The sequence below is a fragment of the Klebsiella sp. YJ genome (assembly GCF_002108615.1).
Taxonomy (GTDB): domain Bacteria; phylum Pseudomonadota; class Gammaproteobacteria; order Enterobacterales; family Enterobacteriaceae; genus Klebsiella; species Klebsiella planticola.
Genome location: NZ_MTEG01000013.1, coordinates 81124 through 103623 on the forward strand (window position 1 = coordinate 81124; position 22500 = coordinate 103623).

The following is a 22500-nucleotide window of genomic DNA, read 5'->3' on the forward strand; positions in this document are numbered from 1 at the left end:
ATGTCGCAGGCTGCGCTGAATACGCGGAACCACGAAGAAGAGGAAGCCTCTTCTTCGCGTCGGAGTAATGGAACTCGTCTGGCCGGGATTGTCTTCCTGCTGACGGTGCTATGTACCGTGTTGGTCAGCGGGTGGATGGTTCTGGGCTGGATGGAGGATGCACAGCGTTTGCCTCTGTCCAGGATGGTTGTTACCGGTGAGCGTCACTACACGCGTAATGATGATATCCGCCAGGCGATTCTGGCGCTGGGTTCCCCGGGGACCTTTATGACCCAGGATGTCAATATCATCCAGAGTCAGATTGAGCGTCTGCCGTGGATTAAGCAGGCGAGCGTCAGAAAGCAGTGGCCGGACGAATTGAAGATTCATCTGGTTGAATATGTGCCGATTGCGCGTTGGAATGATCAACATATGGTCGATGTAGAAGGTAATTCCTTCAGCGTCCCGGCGGATCGGACCAATAAGCAGAATTTACCGATGTTGTACGGCCCGGAAGGCAGTGAGAACGAAGTGTTGCAGGGGTACCGCGACATGGGGCAGGTACTGGCAAAGGATAAGTTCACGTTGAAAGTGGCGGCGATGACCGCACGTCGTTCCTGGCAGTTGACGCTGAATAACGATATTAAGCTCAACCTTGGCCGAGGCGATACCATGAAACGGCTTCAGCGCTTTATGGAACTCTACCCGGTTCTACAGCAGCAAGCGCAGACCGACGGCAAACGGATAAGCTACGTTGATTTGCGTTATGACTCGGGCGCGGCGGTAGGCTGGGTACCTGCTCCCGCAGAGGAAACTAATCAACAACAGAATCAGGCACAGGCAGAACAACAATGATCAAGGCGACGGACAGAAAACTGGTAGTTGGACTGGAGATTGGCACCGCGAAGGTTGCCGCTTTAGTAGGGGAAGTTCTGCCCGACGGCGTGGTCAATATCATTGGCGTGGGCAGTTGCCCATCGCGTGGTATGGATAAAGGCGGGGTTAACGACCTGGAATCCGTGGTGAAATGCGTTCAGCGCGCCATTGATCAGGCCGAACTGATGGCGGATTGCCAGATTTCGTCAGTGTATCTGGCGCTTTCAGGTAAACATATTAGCTGTCAAAATGAAATTGGCATGGTGCCGATTTCAGAAGAAGAAGTCACGTTGGACGACGTTGAGAACGTGGTGCATACCGCGAAATCGGTCCGCGTACGCGATGAGCATCGTGTCCTGCACGTTATCCCGCAGGAATACGCTATCGACTACCAGGAAGGGATTAAAAACCCGGTGGGTCTGTCTGGCGTACGTATGCAGGCAAAAGTCCATCTGATTACCTGCCATAACGATATGGCGAAAAATATTGTTAAAGCGGTGGAACGTTGCGGCCTGAAAGTGGACCAACTCATTTTCGCCGGTTTAGCGGCCAGTTATTCCGTGTTGACGGAAGATGAACGTGAGCTGGGTGTCTGCGTCGTGGACATCGGCGGTGGTACAATGGATATCGCCGTGTATACCGGCGGTGCGCTGCGCCATACCAAAGTGATCCCGTACGCGGGCAACGTGGTCACCAGCGACATCGCTTACGCTTTCGGAACGCCGCCGAGCGATGCCGAAGCGATTAAAGTTCGCCACGGTTGTGCGCTGGGTTCTATTGTCGGTAAAGACGAAAACGTCGAAGTACCGAGCGTGGGCGGGCGTCCGCCGCGCAGTCTGCAGCGCCAGACGCTGGCAGAGGTGATTGAGCCGCGTTATACCGAGCTGCTCAACCTGGTGAATGAAGAGATTCTGCAACTGCAAGAGCAGCTGCGCCAGCAAGGGGTGAAACACCATCTGGCGGCAGGGATTGTTTTAACGGGCGGCGCCGCGCAAATCGAAGGTCTTGCCGCCTGTGCTCAGCGCGTGTTCCATACGCAGGTTCGTATTGGCGCACCGCTGAATATTACCGGTTTAACGGATTATGCCCAGGAGCCGTATTATTCGACGGCGGTTGGGTTGCTGCACTACGGGAAGGAATCTCATCTCAGTGGTGAAGCAGAAGTAGAAAAACGCGTAACTGCATCAGTTGGCTCGTGGATTAAGCGACTTAATAGCTGGCTGCGAAAAGAGTTTTAATTTTTTAAGAGAACGCAGAAAATTAGCGTTCTCAGGCGACAGGCACAAAACGGAGAGAAACTATGTTTGAACCTATGGAACTGACCAACGACGCGGTGATTAAAGTCATCGGCGTCGGTGGCGGCGGTGGCAATGCCGTCGAGCACATGGTGCGCGAGCGCATCGAAGGTGTTGAATTCTTTGCGGTGAACACCGATGCGCAGGCACTGCGTAAAACGGCTGTTGGCCAGACAATTCAGATCGGTAGCGGTATTACCAAAGGTCTGGGTGCCGGTGCAAACCCGGAAGTCGGTCGCAATGCGGCTGATGAAGACCGTGAAGCGCTGCGTGCTGCTCTTGATGGTGCAGACATGGTGTTTATCGCGGCAGGTATGGGTGGCGGCACCGGTACCGGTGCAGCGCCAGTCGTCGCTGAAGTGGCGAAGGACCTGGGCATCCTGACCGTTGCGGTGGTCACTAAGCCGTTTAATTTTGAAGGCAAAAAGCGCATGGCGTTCGCCGAGCAGGGGATCACTGAGCTGTCCAAGCATGTGGATTCGCTGATCACCATTCCGAACGACAAGCTGCTGAAGGTTCTCGGCCGCGGCATCTCTCTGCTGGACGCTTTCGGCGCAGCAAACGACGTGCTGAAAGGCGCAGTGCAGGGTATCGCCGAACTGATTACCCGTCCGGGTCTGATGAACGTCGACTTTGCGGATGTGCGTACCGTAATGTCCGAAATGGGCTATGCGATGATGGGCTCCGGCGTGGCGAGCGGTGAAGACCGTGCGGAAGAAGCGGCTGAAATGGCTATCTCTTCTCCGCTGCTGGAAGATATCGATCTCTCCGGCGCGCGCGGCGTTCTGGTCAACATTACGGCCGGCTTCGACCTGCGTCTGGATGAGTTCGAAACCGTGGGTAACACTATCCGTGCTTTCGCTTCGGATAATGCGACCGTGGTTATCGGTACTTCCCTTGACCCGGATATGAACGACGAACTGCGTGTGACCGTTGTGGCCACCGGTATCGGTATGGACAAGCGTCCGGAAATTACCCTGGTGACCAATAAACAGGTTCAGCAGCCGGTCATGGATCGCTACCAGCAGCACGGTATGGCTCCGTTAACTCAAGAGCAGAAACCGGTTGCCAAGGTGGTGAACGACAATACACCGCAAACTGCGAAAGAGCCGGATTATCTGGATATCCCAGCGTTCCTGCGTAAGCAAGCTGATTAAGAATTGGCTGGAAGTTGGGCATCAGCGCTCTTTGTGCTAAACTGCCCACCCGAATGTATTGTACACTTCGGTTGGATAGGTAACTTGGCGAGATTATACGATGATCAAACAAAGGACTCTTAAACGTATCGTTCAGGCGACTGGCGTCGGTTTGCATACCGGCAAGAAAGTCACCCTGACGTTGCGCCCTGCGCCGGCAAATACCGGGGTCATCTATCGTCGCACCGACTTGAATCCACCGGTTGATTTTCCGGCTGATGCCAAATCTGTGCGTGATACCATGCTCTGTACTTGCCTGGTGAACGAGCATGACGTGCGGATTTCGACTGTCGAGCACTTGAATGCCGCACTGGCAGGCCTCGGCATTGACAACATCGTTGTTGAAGTCGATGCGCCGGAAATTCCAATTATGGATGGTAGCGCTGCTCCGTTCGTTTATCTGCTGCTGGACGCCGGCATCGATGAACTGAACTGTGCCAAGAAATTTGTACGCATCAAAGAGACCGTTCGGGTCGAAGATGGCGACAAATGGGCTGAATTCAAACCGTATAATGGTTTTTCGTTGGATTTTACCATCGATTTTAACCACCCGGCGATTGATGCAAGCAGCCAGCGCTATGCGATGAACTTCTCTGCTGATGCATTTATGCGCCAGATTAGTCGCGCTCGTACTTTTGGTTTTATGCGTGATATCGAATATCTGCAGTCCCGCGGCCTGTGCCTGGGCGGCAGCTTCGATTGTGCCATCGTTGTTGACGATTATCGCGTATTGAACGAAGACGGTCTTCGCTTTGAAGATGAGTTTGTGCGCCACAAAATGCTGGATGCGATCGGTGACCTGTTTATGTGTGGTCACAATATCATCGGTGCATTCACGGCGTTCAAATCAGGTCACGCGTTGAATAACAAACTGCTGCAGGCTGTTCTGGCAAAACAGGAAGCCTGGGAGTACGTGACTTTCGAAGACGAAGCAGAACTGCCGCTGGCATTCCGCGCACCGTCAATGGTTATGGCATAAGCCTGACCATTCAGTAAAACAGACTGGTAACCTGGTACTCTCTCCGACCAGGGAGCCAGTCTTTTTTCTTTTTTTGCCTTCCCCTGCTGGTTCTGCCCTGATTCTGCGGCGCTGTTCATTGTTCGTTCGCTGATTTATTGAACGTTTTTGCCTTGTCGCAACCGTCATTCCTGCTGCTGTCGTGCAGTATTAATGGTAGTATTTGGGCGCAAAAAATATTTCCTGGGGTTGCTTCAACTAAAGGTAACGTACGTGAGTGGATTGCTGACGCGCTGGCGACAGTTTGGCAGACGGTATTTCTGGCCGCATCTCCTGTTGGGGATGGTCGCGGCTAGCTTTGGCCTGCCTGCGCTGAGCAATAGCCACGAAACGGCCTCGCCGACGAAAACCACGGCCAGCAACCACAGCCCGAATAAAGTCAATTTCTCCCAGCTGGCGCTGCTTGACGCCAGCCGTCGACCGAATTTTACCGTCGATTACTGGCATCAGCATGCGATCCGCACGGTTATTCGTCATCTCTCATTTGCGATGGCGCCGCAAGCGCTGCCGGTTGCCGAAGAGCCTTCGCCATTCCAGGCGCAGCATCTGGCTTTACTTGACACGCTCAGCGCACTGCTGACGCAGGAGAGCAAACCGCCGGTGATCGTTCGCCAGGCGGCTTACACCCCGTCCCATTCTGCATTTTCTGTCTCGGCCTGGCTTAGCCAGGTGGCAGGGATTCGCGCAGGACCTCAACGTCTCAGCTGAACTAAAAACGGATGATTCTTTTTTGTGACTCCGCATCGCGGGGCGTTTGAGATTTTATTATGCTAATCAAATTATTAACTAAAGTTTTCGGTAGTCGTAACGATCGTACCCTGCGCCGTATGCGCAAAACCGTTGGCCTCATCAATGCCATGGAACCGGAGATGGAAAAGCTCTCCGATGACGAGCTGAAAGGCAAAACCGCTGAGTTTCGTGCTCGCCTTGAAAAGGGCGAAAGCCTGGAGAGCCTGATCCCGGAAGCCTTTGCCGTGGTTCGTGAAGCCAGTAAACGTGTATTCGGTATGCGCCACTTCGACGTCCAGCTGCTGGGCGGTATGGTGCTTAACCAGCGTTGCATCGCGGAAATGCGTACCGGTGAAGGTAAAACGTTGACCGCAACGCTGCCGGCCTACCTGAATGCATTGTCCGGTAAAGGCGTTCACGTGGTTACCGTCAACGACTATCTGGCACAGCGTGATGCTGAAAACAACCGTCCGCTGTTTGAATTCCTCGGTATGACCGTCGGGATCAACATGTCCGGTTTACCGGCGCCAGCCAAACGTGAAGCGTACGGTGCGGATATTACCTACGGTACCAACAACGAATACGGCTTTGACTACCTGCGCGACAATATGGCGTTCAGCCCGGAAGAGCGCGTTCAGCGTAAACTGCACTATGCGCTGGTGGATGAGGTGGACTCGATTCTGATCGATGAAGCGCGTACCCCGCTGATCATTTCCGGTCCGGCAGAAGACAGCTCGGAAATGTACAAGCGCGTGAACAAAATCATCCCGCACCTGGTTCGTCAGGATAAAGAAGATTCCGACACCTTTACCGGTGAAGGCCACTTCTCCGTTGATGAAAAAGCGCGCCAGGTTAACCTGACCGAACGCGGTCTGGTGCTGATCGAAGAGCTGCTGGTACAGGAAGGGATCATGGACGAAGGCGAATCGCTGTATTCGCCGTCCAATATTATGCTGATGCATCACGTGACGGCGGCGCTGCGCGCGCACGTGCTGTTCACCCGTGACGTTGACTATATCGTCAAAGATGGCGAAGTGATCATCGTCGACGAGCATACCGGTCGTACGATGCAGGGGCGTCGCTGGTCTGATGGTCTCCACCAGGCCGTTGAAGCGAAAGAAGGCGTGGATATCCAGAATGAAAACCAGACGCTGGCCTCCATCACCTTCCAGAACTATTTCCGTCTGTATGAGAAGCTGGCGGGGATGACCGGTACGGCAGATACCGAAGCCTTCGAGTTCAGCTCTATCTACAAGCTGGATACCGTAGTGGTGCCGACTAACCGCCCGATGATCCGTAAAGATATGGCGGATCTGGTCTATATGACCGAAGCGGAAAAAATTCAGGCGATCATCGAAGATATCAAAGAGCGCACTGCCGCAGGTCAGCCGGTTCTGGTCGGTACTATTTCGATTGAAAAATCAGAAGTGGTTTCCCATGAACTGACCAAGGCCGGTATCAAGCACAACGTTCTGAACGCGAAGTTCCACGCCAGCGAAGCGGATATCGTTGCCCAGGCGGGTTACCCGTCAGCGGTGACCATCGCCACCAACATGGCTGGTCGTGGTACGGATATTATGCTCGGCGGGAGCTGGCAAGCTGAAGTCGCTGCGCTGGAAGATCCGACACCGGAGCAAATCGCGCAGATTAAAGCCGACTGGCAGGTTCGTCACGATGCCGTTCTGGCGGCGGGCGGTCTGCACATTATCGGTACCGAGCGTCATGAATCCCGTCGTATCGATAACCAGCTGCGCGGCCGTTCTGGTCGTCAGGGTGATGCCGGTTCTTCTCGCTTCTACCTGTCGATGGAAGATGCCCTGATGCGTATCTTTGCCTCCGACCGTGTCTCCGGCATGATGCGCAAGCTGGGGATGAAACCAGGCGAAGCGATTGAGCACCCGTGGGTCACCAAGGCCATCGCTAACGCACAGCGTAAAGTCGAAAGCCGCAACTTTGATATTCGTAAGCAGCTGCTGGAATATGATGATGTTGCTAACGATCAGCGTCGCGCAATCTACAGTCAGCGTAACGAATTGCTGGACGTTTCTGATGTCAGCGAAACCATTAACAGCATCCGCGAAGATGTGTTCAAAGCGACCATCGATGCCCATATCCCGCCGCAGTCTCTGGAAGAGATGTGGGATGTTGAAGGTCTGCAGGAACGTCTGAAAAATGACTTCGACCTCGAGCTGCCGCTGAAAGAGTGGCTGGACAAAGAACCGGAGCTGCATGAAGAGACGCTGCGCGAGCGTATTCTGCAGAGCGCAATTGAGACCTATCAGCGTAAAGAAGAAGTTGTTGGCGCCGAAATGATGCGTCATTTCGAGAAGGGCGTGATGCTGCAGACTCTGGACTCCCTGTGGAAAGAGCATCTCGCGGCGATGGATTACCTGCGTCAGGGTATTCATCTGCGCGGCTATGCGCAGAAAGATCCGAAGCAGGAGTACAAGCGTGAGTCCTTCTCCATGTTTGCCGCGATGCTGGAATCACTGAAGTATGAAGTGATCAGCACACTGAGTAAGGTTCAGGTGCGGATGCCGGAAGAGGTTGAGGCAATGGAGCAACAGCGCCGCGAGGAAGCCGAACGTCTGGCGCAGATGCAACAGCTTAGCCATCAGGATGACGATACTGCCGCCGCGGCTGCGCTGGCTGAGGAAACCGGCGAGCGGAAAGTGGGGCGTAACGATCCTTGCCCGTGTGGTTCCGGTAAAAAATATAAGCAGTGCCACGGCCGTCTGAACTAAGCTCAGAGCATGAAAATAAAGGCGCAGATATCTGCGCCTTTTTTATGGAATGATCACGATGAAACAACTGCAAATTTCCGTGGGTATTATCCGCAATCCGCAAGGGGAGATCTTTATCACCCAGCGAGCCGCCGATGCCCATATGGCCAATAAACTCGAGTTTCCCGGCGGTAAAATTGAAGCCGGAGAATCTGCGGAACAGGCGCTGGTGCGTGAACTGCAGGAAGAGGTGGGGATTACGGTAAGCTCATCCCGCCTGTTTGATAAGCTGGAGTATCAGTTCCCGGATCGCCACATTACCCTGTGGTTCTGGCTGGTGGAAGAGTGGTCCGGCGAGCCGTGGGGGAAAGAGGGGCAGCCCGGGCAGTGGATTGCGCAACGGGCATTAGTCCCTGAGGCGTTTCCGCCGGCGAATGAACCCATTATTACCAAATTAGTGCAGGCGGCTTCCTGAATCAGCGTTCCCGGACAAGGCGCGTTGTTGCCTTGTCCGGAAATCGGTCACGGTTGCTGTTCCTCGCTCCAGCCATCGCTATCGGACAGATCGCTCGCGCTGGGAATGCATTTTTCTTCTGCAGCCCATTCACCCAGATCAATCAGCTGGCAGCGTTTAGAGCAAAAGGGCCGGTACAGGCTCTGTGCGTTCCAGACCACGGATTTACCGCAGGTGGGGCAATTGACGATCGTCTCTTCTGACATTATTTCTCCTTAACAACAGGCCAGTTCAAAATCAAAACGCTCAGGTACGACCCCGAGCTCGCTATCCAGCGGCAGGAAGCGGATAGCGAAACGGCTCTTATGGCCGGAGATTTGAGGATAGAGCTGGCTGGCAATATCCAGCCGCAGACGTAGCAGGTCGGCATCTTCGCCATTGTCCTGATAAAAGCCGTTGAGACTGGTCTGCTTACGGAATGGGGCGGCATTACGAATCAGATCGAGGATAAGCACCAGAGATTGCGTCAGCGGAGCAAGGCTGGCTATCCAGACTCCGACCTGTTCGTCACGGTATGCCTGCGGCATGTGCAGCCAGATATGCAGCGTGGGCAAATCAAAGCTGCAGCAGCCGCCGGGAATGCTCAGACGCTGGCGTACCAGCGCAATCAAACGGTCTTCACGCAGGAACTGTCCGATGCGCGGCGCGGACATCAGCGTGGCGCCGCACTGCTTCAACTGCTGACGCAAGGCGTCAATACGTTCGCCATCGACGCCGGGAATGTCTACCCATGACTGTAATTTCCGCTGCTGGCGCTCCAGCTCTTTTAGCAGGTCCGTCCTGACCTCTCCACGTTCCAGTACATCTAAAAGATCGCCCGCGTTGCGGAAAAAATGGAGTGCATCGGCGTAGCTGGCGATTGTCGGATGAACGGACAATTGCTGAGTCAAAAATTCAATACGCAGCCAGGTGCGCATTTTCTCGTTGAGTGGATGTTCAAACAGAACGGGGGTGTGCATTACGATTTTTCCTGTGAGGCGGCCTGCGATGCCAGCATTAGATACTTTTCGTGCAGGCGGGCAACATCCGATGCGACGGCATCCGGAGGGCCCATGTTTTCAATGACATCATCCGCAACGGCAAGGCGCTGTTCGCGCGTCGCCTGGGCGGCAAGAATATGTTCTGCATGTTCACGACTGACCCGATCGCGAAGCATCGTACGCGCGATCTGCGTCTCTTTTGGAACATCAACGATCAGCACGCGATCGGCATTCGCGGCCAGCCGGTTTTCTACCAGTAAGGGGACGACCCAGAGAAGATAAGGGGAGCTCGCGGCCAGCATCTGCCGGCGAGTTTCCTGCTGAATGAGCGGATGCAATAGCCCGTTAAGCCAGGTTTTATCCTCAGGGTGAGCAAAGATTTTTTCACGCAGAGCGCGGCGGTTCAACGTGCCGTCATCATTGAGCATCTGTGAACCAAAGTGAGTGGCGATGGCCTGAAGCGCGGTAGTTCCGGGTTCTACAACCTGGCGGGCGATAATGTCAGCGTCAATAACGTTAATCCCAAGCCGGGAAAATGCATCGGCCACGGTACTTTTGCCACTGCCAATGCCGCCTGTTAACGCTACCGTATACCTCATACGCTCCGATCCTGAACTGACCATATACACATTACTCTTCAGAGGCGCCCGTTTTGATAAGCACCACGACCCGGTGAACGCTATCCATCAAGGTGGCTACAGGCCAATAAAAGGCCATCACAGTATATACTGGATTGTTTTGTATATATAAATCAAGTGGTTAAAAATGATACGCCGGGCGTCAATTATTGCGAGCGCGCCATTCACTGTTCACCAGGTAAATTTATACGATTGTAGCGTAAAAAAAGTGAAAATCGCAGTCTTGCGCAGCCATGATTCGTGCGTATGATAACGTCACTGGAGTTGTGCTCTCACAATAATGCCATTAACCCCAGGAATTCGTACATGCGTATCGAAGAAGATCTGAAGCTTGGTTTTAAAGACGTTCTTATCCGCCCAAAACGCTCTACCCTCAAAAGCCGTTCTGATGTTCAGCTGGAACGTGAATTCACTTTTAAACATTCTGGCCTGTCCTGGTCTGGCGTGCCGATCATTGCCGCTAACATGGATACCGTCGGGACGTTTGGCATGGCGAAAGCGCTGGCCTCTTTCGGTATTCTGACCGCAGTTCACAAGCACTATACCGTTGAACAATGGCAGGAGTTTGTCCAGTCGGTGTCCGCAGAGGTGCTGAAATACGTCATGGTGTCCACCGGGACCTCGGATGTCGATTTCGAAAAAACCCAGCAGATCCTTTCTCAGAATCCGCAGCTTAGCTTCGTCTGCATCGATGTGGCGAATGGTTATTCTGAACATTTTGTTCAGTTTGTCGCTAAAGCGCGTGCCGCCTGGCCACAGAAAACCATTATTGCGGGTAACGTTGTTACGGGCGAAATGTGCGAAGAGCTGATTCTGTCCGGTGCTGATATTGTGAAAGTGGGCATCGGCCCGGGTTCCGTATGTACCACTCGCGTGAAGACCGGCGTCGGTTATCCGCAGCTGTCTGCCGTTATCGAGTGTGCTGACGCGGCGCATGGCCTGGGTGGCCAGATCGTCAGCGACGGCGGTTGCACGATGCCTGGTGACGTGGCGAAAGCCTTCGGCGGCGGTGCAGATTTTGTCATGCTGGGGGGAATGCTGGCCGGCCATGAAGAGAGCGGTGGTACCGTCGTTGAAGAAAACGGCGAGAAATTCATGCTGTTCTACGGCATGAGCTCCGAATCCGCCATGACGCGCCACGTTGGCGGCGTTGCGCAGTATCGCGCCGCGGAAGGCAAAACCGTTAAGTTGCCGCTGCGTGGACCGGTAGAGAACACGGCTCGTGATATCCTCGGTGGCCTGCGTTCTGCCTGCACCTATGTGGGTGCCTCTCGCCTGAAAGAGCTGACCAAGCGCACGACCTTCATTCGCGTGCAGGAACAAGAGAACCGCGTGTTCAACAGCCTGTAATGTCAGATGCTGGCGCGTTTCGCGCCAGCACTTATCCACCCATTCCGCTAATGGCGTCACCCAGATGAAAGATGGGTAAATACATCGCCACCACCAGCACACCGACAATTGTTCCGGTTATCAACAGCAGGGCCGGCTCCAGTAACGTTGCCAGGTTTTCAGCCTGATAATGCGTCTGCTCGCTATGATGACGGGCGAGATTTTCCAGCATCGTATCCAGCGATCCGGATGCTTCACCGGTACGGATCAACTGCAGGCATAGCGTGGTAAAACCGCCGCTTCGTTCAAGAGCCTGCCAGATGGGGACTCCGTGGCTAATGTGCAGATGCGCCTGCTGGATCCGCTGGCGCCATAGCGGGCAGTTCAGCGTATCCTCGACGCTTTCCAGACCTTGCAGAAAGCTAATACCTGCACTCTGGGTGAGTGCGAGCACGGTAAAGATCTGGCTAAGCCGCTGTCCGCGTTTTAGTTTTCCCACCACTGGAAGTGCGTGAAGCATTTTTTGTCGCTGTAGCAGCCAGTGCGGGCGGCGACGGGCTATCAGGTTAAGGACTGCGGGTAGCACAATCGGCAGGATCAGCATTGGCCAGCCATAGCTAAGGCTCTCGCTGGCGTGAATAACCAGGCGCGTCAGCAGCGGTAGCGGTGTGTTGAAGGTTTGGTAAATCGCCGCAAACTCTGGCAGGACGAAGCACAGCATCGCCACCACCACCATCAGGGCCAGGCCCAGAATAACGGCCGGGTAGCGCACCGCTTTTTTCACTTTGTCCGCCAGCTGCTGCTGTTCCTGCTGCTGACGCGCCAGCTGAAGACAACAAAAATCCAGTTTACCGGTGAGTTCGCCGGTACGAATCATCGCCAGACTAAGCGGTGCAAAAGCCTGAGGCCACTTTTCCAGCGCGGCAGAAAGCGAGACCCCTTGCGCCAGATCCTGAGCCAGTGTGCGCAACAGCGCCTGCCATTGCGCGCTCGGTTGCTGCTGCGCCAGCAGCTCGAGTCCTTCAGCTAAAGAAAGCCCGGCCTGAAGGAGCACCGCCAGTTGGCGAACAACCTGACTGCCATAGCGCGGATGCCAGAGCGTGTTTTTGATCGCACAGCGGCGAATGGCCAGTGGAATAATGCGTTCATGCTGAAGCGCCTGGAATACTTCCAGTCGGCCAGGGTTCCACTGTGTCCCCTGACAAAATTGGCCCTGCATATCCACGCCTTGCCAGCGCCAGAGACGGTTAGCGGTCATGAGGGATCCCCAGTACGCGGATGATTTCTTCAAGGTTGGTCAGCCCTTGCTCGACCGCCAGACAGCCGCTTTCAAACAACGTCATCATTCCCGCTTCGCGTGCCAGAGATTCGATTTCCAGAGCGCTCAGGCCACGGGCAATCGCTTGACGTAGCGGGGCATTCACCGGCAATAGCTCAAATAGTGCCTGGCGACCATAGTAGCCGTGATAGCAATGCTGACAGCCTACGGCCTGCCAGCGCGGGAGAGGTCGGGGCCACAGGCGGCGCGGTATATCCATCGTCTTCCCGGTTTCACGGCGGCAGTGTACGCACAGTTTACGCACCAGGCGTTGAGCGATAACCAGAGACAGTGCAGAAGAGAGCATCCAGCCGGCAACGCCCATTTGCTGTAGGCGGGTGAGGGTTTCACTGGTGGAGTTGGTGTGCAGCGTCGAGAGGACCAGATGCCCGGTTTGCGACGCTTTAATCGCAATCTCTGCGGTCTCCGCATCGCGAATTTCCCCGACCATCACAATGTCAGGATCCTGGCGTAACAGCGCGCGCAGAACGCTTTGAAAGGTCAGCCCGGCGCGGGGGTTGATTTGTGTCTGGTTCATTCCGGCTATCGGCATCTCCAGCGGATCTTCCACGCTACAAATATTGACCGCATCGTGGTTTCTGGTTTGCAGCGCGCTATAAAGGGTAACGGTTTTACCGCTACCGGTTGGGCCGGTAACCAGCAGCAGTCCCTGCGGCTGGTCGAGGGCCGAGCGAAACGCATTAAGCTGGTCTGACGAAAGTCCCAGCGCCCCCAGCTCGAGTGCCTGCTCGACCTGATGCAGTAAACGCAGCACGATTTTCTCCCCGTGGCGACAGGGAAGCGTGGCAATACGGAAAGAGACCGGTCGACCGGCAAGGGACAGGGTAAACTGGCCATCCTGTGGCAGGCGATGCTCGGCGATGTCCAGGTTGCCGAGCACTTTGAGCCGCGCGGCAACCGGGGCTGCGCGTTCAGGAGGAAGGGGTGAAAGTGCATGGAGCACGCCATCCACACGCAGGCGAATGCGCAGGTGATTTTCTTCGGGTTCAAAATGAATGTCGGAAGCCCGCTGGCGTAGCGCTTGCTCAAGGATCTGCTGGACCTGCCCGATAACATCGGTCGCGGTATCGCTGTGGGCAGGGGGCGAGTCGTGGGCTGCCGCCTGCTGACGCTTATGCATCTGCTCCTGGCTCCAGCATTCGATATCGATTCGTTTCTGCGTAGCGAAACGCAGCGCCTCCATCAGTTCAGGCGTAGGAGCATCGACAACCGCGATAGCGATGGTTTGCTCATCGCTGTTCAACAGCAGCGCCTGATGGCGCTGGCAAAGGGAGATTAAGCGATCGGTTTTCATCGTGGCGGCCTCAGTTTATGCGGAACACATCTTCACAGGCCTGCTGGAGTGCACTGTTGCTGGCTATGTTGCAGATGCGCTGCCAGCCGGTGATACCGCTTGCGTTGTCCCAGGACGGCGTCAGGGTGACGCTCAGTCCGTTCAGGCTTTCTTGTCCGTTCAGCGTGACAATACCTCTCGCGACGCTCATGGTTGCGACGTAGCGCGTGGTCGCTAGAGAAGGGATGCCGTTGGCGCCGGCGTCACAGCTTGTCAGCCCGCCGTGTTCGAGCGCGCATAGTTCAATGGCCGTGCGGTACGGGACAAAGGTTTGCAGCATGTCGGTCAGGGCCGCTTTGCGCAGGTAGTTCTGATAAGCCGGAATACCGATAGCGCTCAGAATGGCGATAATGCCGATGACCACCATCAGCTCGATCAGGGTAAATCCGCGTTGTCTGTCCATATATGCTCCTTGTGGTTAAGGAAGCACTGTGACGCGCTTGAGGGGCAGCGGCGAATGGCAAATGAAGAGGTGGGAAACAACCTTCCAGATTTTCTGGTGTTCTTGCACGCAGGAGAGTCAAAGATGCTTGCTGTCTCGCAAAAGAACGCCCCGGCGCATTGTCGGCCCCGGGGCGGGCGATCAGCGAAAACGCATGGAGAGGTCCAGGGCGTGTACGTGCTTGGTCAGGGCGCCCACGGAGATGTAATCAACGCCGGTTTCGGCAAATTCGCGGATGGTTTTAAACGTGACGTTGCCGGACACTTCCAGCGCCGCCTTGCCGTTGGTCCGCTTCACCGCTTCACGCATCAGGTCGGTAGTGAAATTATCGAGCATAATGATATCCGCGCCGGCTTTAAGCGCTTCGTCCAGTTCATCAAGCGATTCCACTTCCACTTCCACCGGAACGTCCGGGTGCAGCCAGAAAGCTTTTTCCACCGCCTGACGCACTGAGCCTGAGGCAATAATGTGGTTTTCTTTAATCAGGAAGGCGTCGAATAAACCCAGACGGTGGTTGGCGCCGCCGCCGCACAGTACGGCATATTTCAGTGCGGTGCGCAGGCCTGGCAGCGTTTTACGCGTGTCGAGCAGCTGGGTTTTGGTTCCTGCCAGCAGCTCCACGTAACGATGTACTTCGCTGGAGACCCCGGACAGGGTCTGCACGAAATTCAGCGCAGTACGTTCACCGGTCAGCAGCAGCCGGGAAGGCCCCTCCAGCTCAAACAGCGGCTGGTCCGCTTTGATGAGATCGCCATCTTCGACGTGCCAGGTGATGCTGACATCGTCGCCAGCCAGTTGAATGAAGACCTCTTCCACCCAGCGCTTACCGCAAAATACGCCGTCTTCGCGCGTAATAATGACCGCATGTGAGCGTGCGTCTTCCGGCAATAATTGGGCGCTAATATCGTTGTTGGCATTGACCTCGCCACCCAGATCTTCCCGCAGGGATTGGGCGACGGCATCGGTGATATCCAGGTTAATGCGTTCCAGCAGCGCGTCACGGCGGCGGTCGGGATTGTAGCGACGAGGCGACATGATAAAGCTCCAGATAGATAAGATTCAGCAGTGGGAAACATGCTAACCTGAACAGCGTTTCTACACCATACAGACTTCGCGCTTCGGGGCACCGCTGTATCGGCTATGTCTCTGCTTTTCAGCGATGATTTGTGGGTCGCTGGGCTGCAGGCTGAACGATTTTGTGTATGATAATCAGCATCCTTTGGGCCACGGGCGGCCCGGGAGCATGAGTTAGCGAAAGGAGATTCCGCATGCAGTTGAATGGGGGATGGCTGGTGGATGCGCGTCGGGTTCCTTCGCCGCACCATGATTGCCGCCCGGATGATGAAGCCCCTTCCTTACTGGTGGTGCATAATATTAGTCTGCCGCCGGGGGAATTTGGCGGCCCGTGGATCGATGCTTTATTCACCGGTACGCTCGATCCCAACGCTCATCCTTTCTTTGCGGAAATCGCGCACCTGCGCGTTTCAGCGCATTGTCTTATTCGTCGCGATGGCGAAATTGTGCAGTATGTTCCCTTTGATAAGCGCGCGTGGCACGCGGGGGTATCCAGCTATCAGGGGCGTGAACGCTGCAATGATTTCTCTATCGGCATTGAGCTGGAAGGAACCGACACGCTGGCCTATACCGATGCGCAGTACCAGCAGCTGGTGGCGGTGACGCGGCAGCTAATCGCTTTGTACCCGGCCATCGCACACCATATGACTGGCCACAGCGATATTGCGCCAGTCCGAAAAACGGATCCCGGTCCGGCTTTTGACTGGGCAAAATTTCGCGGCCTGCTGGCCGCTTCGTCAGAAAAGGAGATGCCATGACGTTGTTTACTACGCTGCTGGTTCTCATCGCTGAGCGGCTGTTTAAGCTGGGTGAGCACTGGCAGCTCGATCACCGCCTGGAAGTGCTGTTTCGCCGGGTAAAACACTTTTCACTCCCTGCGACCCTGTTGATGACGGCGCTGGCCATGGCGGTGGTCTATCTTATTCAGCGCGTGCTGCACGGGGTGCTGTTTAACGTCCCGCTGCTGGTCTTCTGGATCTTGCTCGGCCTGCTGTGTATTGGCGCGGGCAGGGTACGGCTGCACTATCATGCGTATCTGAAAGCCGCATCACGCAACGATCGTCATGCCTGCGACGCAATGGCCAGCGAGCTGACGCTGATTCACGGCGTGCCGCCAGGCTGTGACGACCGCGAGTTTCTGAGCGAACTGCAAAATGCCCTGCTGTGGATTAACTACCGCTACTACCTGGCTCCGCTGTTCTGGTTTGTGGTTGGCGGGCCATGGGGACCCATTACGCTGATTGGCTACTGTGTGCTGCGCGCCTGGCAGACGTGGCTGGCACGTTATCAGACGCCGCGCCATCGCCTACAGTCGGGGATTGATGCCATTCTGCACGTGGTGGACTGGCTGCCGGTGCGTCTGGTCGGCGTGGTCTATGCGCTGGTGGGGCACGGTGAAAGGGCGTTGCCGGCCTGGTTTGCTTCTTTGGGCGATCGTCACTCGTCGCAGTACCAGGTTCTGACCCGACTGGCTCAGTTTTCGCTGGCGCGCGAACCGCATGTGGATAAGGTCGAGACCCCTAAAGCGGCGGTCTCAATGGCCAAAAAAACGTCGCTGGTGGTGGTCGTTATCATGGCGCTACTCACCATTTACGGTACCTTGATTTAAGCCCCGCCCGCCGCCGGGCGGGGGAGGGGATCAATACGTATCGGCAGGCGGGATGCCGAAGTCAGGCATCCCGTTTTCTTGCCAGCGAACCCGCTTGAGCCGCGTATGGCGATTCGGATCGTACAGCGGATCGCCTTCAATCCCGGTATAGTTCCGCGCATGGTAGACCAGCACATCTTCCCCTTCCGGCGTTTGCGTAAAACCGTTGTGGCCGGGGCCATACTGATGATTCTCATCGCTGGTGCGAAATACGGGCTCCGGCGATTTATGCCAGTTCTCCGGGCGCAGCGGGTCGGCCAGCAGGTCTATCCACAAGAGTCCCATGCAGTAGTTTTCATCGGTCGCGCTGGCGGAATAGCTGACAAACAGCTGCTCCCCGTGAACCAGAACCGCCGGGCCTTCATTGACCCGAAAACCACGACATTCCCAGTCAAACTCCGGTTTGCTCAGCATTACAGGCTCACCTTTTAGCGTCCACGGGTTTGCCAGCTCCGCCAGATAGAGGTTGGAATTGCCTGCAATATGTGGGGCTTTCTGCGCCCACAGATACCACCGCCTGCCCTGATGCTGAAAGGTGGTGGCATCCAGCGCAAAGGTATCGAAGGGCGTTTTTACCTGACCTTTTTCAACCCACTGGCCGCTGAGCGGGTCGCTGTCGGCACATTCGAGGACAAACATCCGGTGCTGGAACATCCCGAGTTGGTCCAGGTCGTGGGTGTGAGCGGCGGCAAAATAGATATACCATTTCCCGTCAATTTCATGCAGTTCCGGTGCCCAGATGAGCTGGCTCATCGGGCCGCTCTCCGGTTTACGCCAGACCACCACCGGCGTCGCTTCGCGCAGGCCTTCCAGCGTTGCCGCGCGACGAATCTCCAGCCGGTCATATTCCGGGACCGAGGCGATAAAATAATAGTGATCCTGATGGCGCAGAATATAGGGGTCCGCGCGTTGTTCAATAAACGGATTAGGCCAGTTGCTCATCAAGCTTTCCTTATGTGTTCACTGGTTTTGAGATCCTGCCAGGTATTGAGTTCCTCATAGTTAGCGCGACGTTTTTCCAGGTCCGCCTGGATTTTGCACATAAACTCGCGGTTGACCTTCAGCATCCGCACGACGCCTGCGGTAATCAGGTAGCCAATACCCGGAATGATGCTGAACAGCAGCACGATACCGTTTACCGCCGAGGCGCTCTGCTCTTTAGCACCGGCATCGTAACCGTACCAGGAGAGCAGGAAACCGACCATCGCGCCCGCTACCGCCAGCCCGACTTTCAGGAAGAAAAGATTACCGGAGAAGCTGATCCCGGTGATGCGTTTGCCGGTTTTCCACTCGCCGTAATCATCGACGTCAGCCATCAGGGACCAGTGCAGCGGCGACGGGATCTGATGCAGGATGTTGAGCAGGAAGTAGAGCACCATAATCATCATGGTGGCATGTGGGTCAAAGAAGTAGAACGCGCAGGAGAAAATCGCCAGGGCGATATTGGTCCAGAAGAAGACCTGCAGCTTACACCAGCGATCGGTCAGCACTTTTGCCAGCATACTGCCGATCATCATCCCGACGACGCCGAGGCTGATAAACAGCGTCGCAAAGTGGGTGCTTTGCTGCATGACCCAGGTCACGTAGTACATGGTGGCGGCCATGCGGATAAACCCGGGGCAGACGTTGCACAGCGTTAACAGCAGGATGCGAACCCACTGATCGTTTTTCCAGACGTCCTTAAAGTCTTGCTTCAGTTCATCATGGGTCTGCACCGCCGGGCGCACGCGTTCACGGACGGTGGCGAAGCAGAATAAAAACATACACATACCAATTGCAGCCAGTACGGTCATCGCCATCTGATAACCTTTGGCTTTATCAGCGCCACCGAACCAGTCGGCCATCGGCAGCAGCGTCAGCGACAGCAGCAGCGTGGCAATACCGACCATAACAAAACGATACGACTGGCAGGCGACGCGCTCCTGCGGATCGTTAGTAATCACGCTGCCTAACGAGCAGTAGGGAATGTTAATCGCGGTATAGGTCAGCGAGAGCAGGAAGTAGGTGACGAAGGCATAGATAACTTTGCTGTGATAGGTCCATTCCGGCGTGGTGAACATCAGGACGCTGAACAGCGCGTAGGGGAAGGCCATCCACAGCAGCCACGGACGGAAGCGGCCATATTTACTGCGCGTACGATCGGCCATGGCGCCCATGATCGGGTCGGTCACAGCATCGATGACGCGTACGGAGAGTAACAAAATGCCCACTAACGCTGGCGCGAGGCCAAAAATATCGGTGTAAAAGTAGTTAACAAACAGCATGATGGCGCCAAATATGATGTTGCATCCGGCATCGCCCATCCCATAGCCAATCTTTTCTCTCACTGAAAGTTTATTGCCTGCCATCTGGAGATCTCCCCGTTGCGGTATGGAGAGAATTATTTGCGCAATCACCGATAAATGCGTTGCAGTATCAGGTCGACGATATGGATAGAACGACTGTGGAAGGGAAAGTGTGAACCAGATAACAATGCTCTGTGCCCGCCATGACGGGACGGGCACAGAATAGTGAGATGTATTATTGTGCTTTTAGTGCGCTGGCGCTTTTCTGTTTAAACAGATAGCCGATACCCAGAATCGCAATCCATACCGGGATCAGGTAAACGGAAATCGCCATGCCCGGCGTCATCAGCATAATCACCAGCACCGCCACCATGAACAGCAGGCAGACCCAGTTGCCGACCGGGTAAAACAGCGCCGGGAAGCGTGAAACCACACCCTGCTGCTGCTTAGCGCGACGGAACTTCATATGCGCCAGGCTAATCATCGCCCAGTTAATCACCAGCGCGGAGACCACCAGCGCCATGAGCAGGCCAAAGGCCGACTCCGGTGCGAAGTAGTTAATCAGGACGCACAGCGCGGTGACCACGGCAGAGACCAGAATGGTATTGACCGGCACGCCGCGCTTATCAACGCTCATCAGCGCTTTCGGGGCGTTCCCCTGCTGGGCCAGACCGAACAACATGCGGCTGTTGCAGTATACGCAGCTGTTATACACGGATAGCGCAGCGGTCAGCACCACGACGTTCAGGGCGTTGGCCACAAAGGTATCACCCAGCTCGTGGAAGATCAGCACGAACGGACTGGTGTCTGCGGTGACGCGCGTCCACGGCAGCAGTGAAAGCAGAACGGCCAGCGAGCCCACATAGAAAATCAGGATACGGTAGATAACCTGGTTGGTGGCTTTCGGGATGCTCTGTTCCGGATTATCTGCTTCAGCAGCCGTGATCCCGACCAGCTCCAGACCACCAAATGAGAACATGATAATCGCCATCATCATCACCAGCCCGGTGAAGCCATGCGGCAGGAACCCGCCCTGGTCCCACAGGTTGCGTACGGTTGCCTGCGGACCGCCGTTGCCGCTGAACAGCAGCCAGCCGCCAAACAGAATCATCGCCACAACGGCCACCACTTTAATAATGGCGAACCAGAACTCCATTTCACCAAACACTTTCACGTTGGTCAGGTTAATAGCATTGATGGCAATAAAGAACACCGCAGCGGACACCCAGGTTGGGATTTCGGGCCACCAGAACTGAATATATTTCCCGACGGCGGTCAACTCGGCCATGGCCACCAGAACGTACAGTACCCAGTAGTTCCAACCGGAAGCAAAGCCGGCAAAACCGCCCCAGTATTTATACGCAAAATGACTGAATGAACCTGCCACCGGCTCTTCTACGACCATCTCACCCAGCTGACGCATGATCAGGAAGGCGATAAAACCGGCGATCGCATAGCCCAGAATAATCCCGGGGCCGGCGGACTGAATAACGGATGCACTGCCCAGAAACAGGCCGGTGCCGATAGCGCCGCCCAGAGCAATAAGCTGAATATGGCGGTTTTTCAGGCCGCGCTTGAGCCGATCGCCATGCTGTTGACCTTCCATCATGAAACCTCGTGTGTGGTTATTATGTTTATACGCGTCGTCCTTCAGGCTACTGCTTCGTTGTCTGTCCCTGCCAGATAGCATAGCTATCTAAATTCAAGGGCGTTTTGGTCAGCTCTGTCCTGATTGATTCAGCTTACATATTGTTGTGTGGTGTAATTGCGAAATTCCGTTTTCGTATTGATTTCTTTACGGAAGGCGAAACATAAAAACACCAAAAGGCCTTTCGTCTCACCGAGAATAGTGATAAGCGCGGGTGAATGCACCTGCTTTATGAAGGGATGATGACGAAGCGAGCAAAAAGAAACCATTTGTAAATAGCAGGCCGGTGAAAGCAATTCGCCTGAGGTGGCTGGATATTCACTATTTATGAATAATTAATTGAGTTTTGCTGAGTTGAATCGGTTCAGATAGCCTAATTTTTCGTTTCATAAACGTTAACGCTACCTCTTATGGGGTAAACACATCATTTGTGTGAAGTTACAATTCTGAAATGTTATTTCTGTAAGGTTGTTAAAATGTGCGTGGTTTCCTGATTTCAATCAAAACCTGTATGGACAGAAGGTGAATACTTTGTTACTTTACCGCTACGAACTGCGAATTGGTAAGACCAATTGACTACGGGCTAATGGCAGAGACAGGGAATATGGCCTACAGCAAAATCCGCCAACCAAAACTATCTGATGTGATAGAGCAGCAGCTTGAGTTTTTAATCCTTGAGGGGACCTTACGCCCCGGTGAAAAACTCCCGCCTGAACGCGAACTGGCCAAACAGTTCGACGTTTCCCGCCCCTCGCTGCGTGAGGCGATTCAACGCCTCGAAGCCAAGGGCTTGTTGCTTCGTCGCCAGGGCGGTGGAACTTTTGTACAGAGCAGCCTGTGGCAGAGCTTCAGCGACCCGCTGGTCGAGCTACTGTCCGATCACCCTGAATCCCAATTTGATCTGCTGGAAACCCGCCACGCGCTGGAAGGCATCGCGGCTTATTACGCGGCGCTACGCAGCAATGATGCTGACCGCGAACGTATTCGCGAGCTGCATCAGGCTATCGAACGGGCTCAGCAGTCTGGCGACCTTGACGCCGAATCTGACGCCGTCGTCCAGTATCAAATTGCCGTCACCGAAGCGGCGCACAATGTCGTGCTGCTCCATCTGCTACGCTGCATGGAGCCGATGCTCGCGCAAAACGTTCGTCAGAACTTTGAATTGTTGTATGCCCGTCGGGAGATGCTTCCGCAGGTCAGCAATCATCGCACTCGTATTTTCGAGGCGATAATCGCCGGAGAGCCGGAGCAGGCGCGTGAAGCGTCGCATCGACACCTGGCGTTCATTGAAGAAATTTTGCTGGATCGTAGCCGTGAGGAGAGTCGTCGAGAACGCTCACTGCGTCGTTTACAGCAACGGAAAGATGAGAACTCCGGTTCTTAAGCGCCATTTTTAGAGCGCGGCAACTAAACGCAGAACCTGTCTTATTGCACTTTTAGTTGTTCAAAATAAT

21 protein-coding genes are annotated in these 22500 nt (G+C 55.0%); 11 read left to right on the plus strand and 10 right to left on the minus strand.

Annotated elements, in window-relative coordinates; translation table 11 throughout:
- The 7 genes from ftsQ to mutT all read left to right on the plus strand — a co-directional run bounded on the left by ftsQ (position 1) and on the right by mutT (position 8291).
- Complete coding sequence (gene ftsQ / locus BV390_RS14945) at positions 1-834, plus strand: cell division protein FtsQ (protein ID WP_004857878.1); 834 nt, start codon at positions 1-3, stop codon at positions 832-834.
- On the plus strand, positions 831-2093 hold the full coding sequence (ftsA, locus tag BV390_RS14950; protein WP_004857881.1) for a cell division protein FtsA: 1263 nt from the start codon (positions 831-833) through the stop codon (positions 2091-2093). Before ftsQ ends, ftsA begins: the two co-directional genes overlap by 4 nt.
- A 62-nt stretch (positions 2094-2155) precedes the next feature.
- Positions 2156-3307, plus strand: a complete 1152-nt coding sequence (gene ftsZ, locus BV390_RS14955; RefSeq protein ID WP_004857884.1) for a cell division protein FtsZ — start codon at positions 2156-2158, stop codon at positions 3305-3307.
- Between the two features lie 100 nt (positions 3308-3407).
- Entirely contained in the window at positions 3408-4325 is a 918-nt protein-coding gene (lpxC, locus tag BV390_RS14960; RefSeq protein WP_004857886.1) for a UDP-3-O-acyl-N-acetylglucosamine deacetylase, read from the plus strand.
- Positions 4326-4577: 252 nt separating this feature from the next.
- Entirely contained in the window at positions 4578-5072 is a 495-nt protein-coding gene (gene secM, locus BV390_RS14965; RefSeq protein ID WP_032698160.1) for a secA translation cis-regulator SecM, read from the plus strand.
- A 59-nt stretch (positions 5073-5131) separates the two neighbouring features.
- Positions 5132-7837: a preprotein translocase subunit SecA gene (secA, locus tag BV390_RS14970; RefSeq protein ID WP_032689479.1), complete on the plus strand. Its 2706-nt coding sequence runs from the start codon at positions 5132-5134 to the stop codon at positions 7835-7837.
- 58 nt (positions 7838-7895) lie between these two features.
- Positions 7896-8291 carry an 8-oxo-dGTP diphosphatase MutT gene (gene mutT / locus BV390_RS14975; RefSeq protein ID WP_032689478.1) on the plus strand — a complete coding sequence of 132 codons (396 nt, stop codon included), beginning with the start codon at positions 7896-7898 and terminating at the stop codon, positions 8289-8291.
- Positions 8292-8338: 47 nt separating this feature from the next.
- Here mutT and yacG read toward each other — a convergent pair whose 3' ends face one another.
- From yacG to coaE, 3 genes are read right to left on the minus strand one after another with little or no spacing between them, the layout of a single operon-like run.
- Entirely contained in the window at positions 8339-8536 is a 198-nt protein-coding gene (gene yacG, locus BV390_RS14980) for a DNA gyrase inhibitor YacG (protein ID WP_085397067.1), read from the minus strand.
- 9 nt (positions 8537-8545) lie between these two features.
- Entirely contained in the window at positions 8546-9289 is a 744-nt protein-coding gene (gene zapD / locus BV390_RS14985) for a cell division protein ZapD (protein WP_032689476.1), read from the minus strand.
- Positions 9289-9909, minus strand: a complete 621-nt coding sequence (coaE, locus tag BV390_RS14990; RefSeq protein WP_085397068.1) for a dephospho-CoA kinase — start codon at positions 9907-9909, stop codon at positions 9289-9291. The genes zapD and coaE overlap by 1 nt, the downstream gene beginning before the upstream one ends.
- A gap of 345 nt (positions 9910-10254) precedes the next feature.
- On the opposite strand from coaE, the gene BV390_RS14995 reads away from it, so the two are divergent.
- Entirely contained in the window at positions 10255-11298 is a 1044-nt protein-coding gene (locus BV390_RS14995; RefSeq protein WP_032689473.1) for a GMP reductase, read from the plus strand.
- Positions 11299-11329: 31 nt separating this feature from the next.
- Here BV390_RS14995 and hofC read toward each other — a convergent pair whose 3' ends face one another.
- The 4 genes from hofC to nadC form a co-directional block, all read right to left on the minus strand.
- Positions 11330-12535: a protein transport protein HofC gene (gene hofC / locus BV390_RS15000; RefSeq protein ID WP_032697260.1), complete on the minus strand. Its 1206-nt coding sequence runs from the start codon at positions 12533-12535 to the stop codon at positions 11330-11332.
- A complete protein-coding gene (gene gspE, locus BV390_RS15005) occupies positions 12525-13910 on the minus strand; it encodes a type II secretion system protein GspE (RefSeq protein ID WP_064384862.1) in 1386 nt (461 codons plus the stop codon). The genes hofC and gspE overlap by 11 nt, the downstream gene beginning before the upstream one ends.
- A 10-nt stretch (positions 13911-13920) precedes the next feature.
- Positions 13921-14352 (minus strand): prepilin peptidase-dependent pilin, encoded by a 432-nt coding sequence (gene ppdD, locus BV390_RS15010; protein ID WP_064384863.1) that lies wholly within the window; start codon positions 14350-14352, stop codon positions 13921-13923.
- 180 nt (positions 14353-14532) lie between these two features.
- Positions 14533-15426: a carboxylating nicotinate-nucleotide diphosphorylase gene (gene nadC / locus BV390_RS15015; protein WP_004857908.1), complete on the minus strand. Its 894-nt coding sequence runs from the start codon at positions 15424-15426 to the stop codon at positions 14533-14535.
- Between the two features lie 233 nt (positions 15427-15659).
- On the opposite strand from nadC, the gene ampD reads away from it, so the two are divergent.
- Positions 15660-16223: a 1,6-anhydro-N-acetylmuramyl-L-alanine amidase AmpD gene (ampD, locus tag BV390_RS15020; protein ID WP_032697262.1), complete on the plus strand. Its 564-nt coding sequence runs from the start codon at positions 15660-15662 to the stop codon at positions 16221-16223.
- Positions 16220-17074, plus strand: a complete 855-nt coding sequence (ampE, locus tag BV390_RS15025) for a beta-lactamase regulator AmpE (RefSeq protein ID WP_032689468.1) — start codon at positions 16220-16222, stop codon at positions 17072-17074. Before ampD ends, ampE begins: the two co-directional genes overlap by 4 nt.
- Positions 17075-17104: 30 nt before the next feature.
- Here the strand turns inward: ampE and BV390_RS15030 are convergent, their stop codons facing one another.
- The 3 genes from BV390_RS15030 to aroP form a co-directional block, all read right to left on the minus strand.
- Positions 17105-18055: a glycoside hydrolase family 43 protein gene (locus tag BV390_RS15030; RefSeq protein ID WP_064384868.1), complete on the minus strand. Its 951-nt coding sequence runs from the start codon at positions 18053-18055 to the stop codon at positions 17105-17107.
- Positions 18055-19461, minus strand: coding sequence for a glycoside-pentoside-hexuronide (GPH):cation symporter (locus tag BV390_RS15035; RefSeq protein ID WP_064384869.1), 1407 nt, complete (start codon positions 19459-19461; stop codon positions 18055-18057). The genes BV390_RS15030 and BV390_RS15035 overlap by 1 nt, the downstream gene beginning before the upstream one ends.
- Before the next feature lie 172 nt (positions 19462-19633).
- Positions 19634-21007, minus strand: a complete 1374-nt coding sequence (gene aroP / locus BV390_RS15040) for an aromatic amino acid transporter AroP (RefSeq protein ID WP_162180053.1) — start codon at positions 21005-21007, stop codon at positions 19634-19636.
- A gap of 643 nt (positions 21008-21650) precedes the next feature.
- Here aroP and pdhR point away from each other — a divergent pair.
- Positions 21651-22430 (plus strand): pyruvate dehydrogenase complex transcriptional repressor PdhR, encoded by a 780-nt coding sequence (pdhR, locus tag BV390_RS15045; RefSeq protein ID WP_004857919.1) that lies wholly within the window; start codon positions 21651-21653, stop codon positions 22428-22430.
- The last annotated feature ends 70 nt before the right edge of the window (positions 22431-22500 follow it).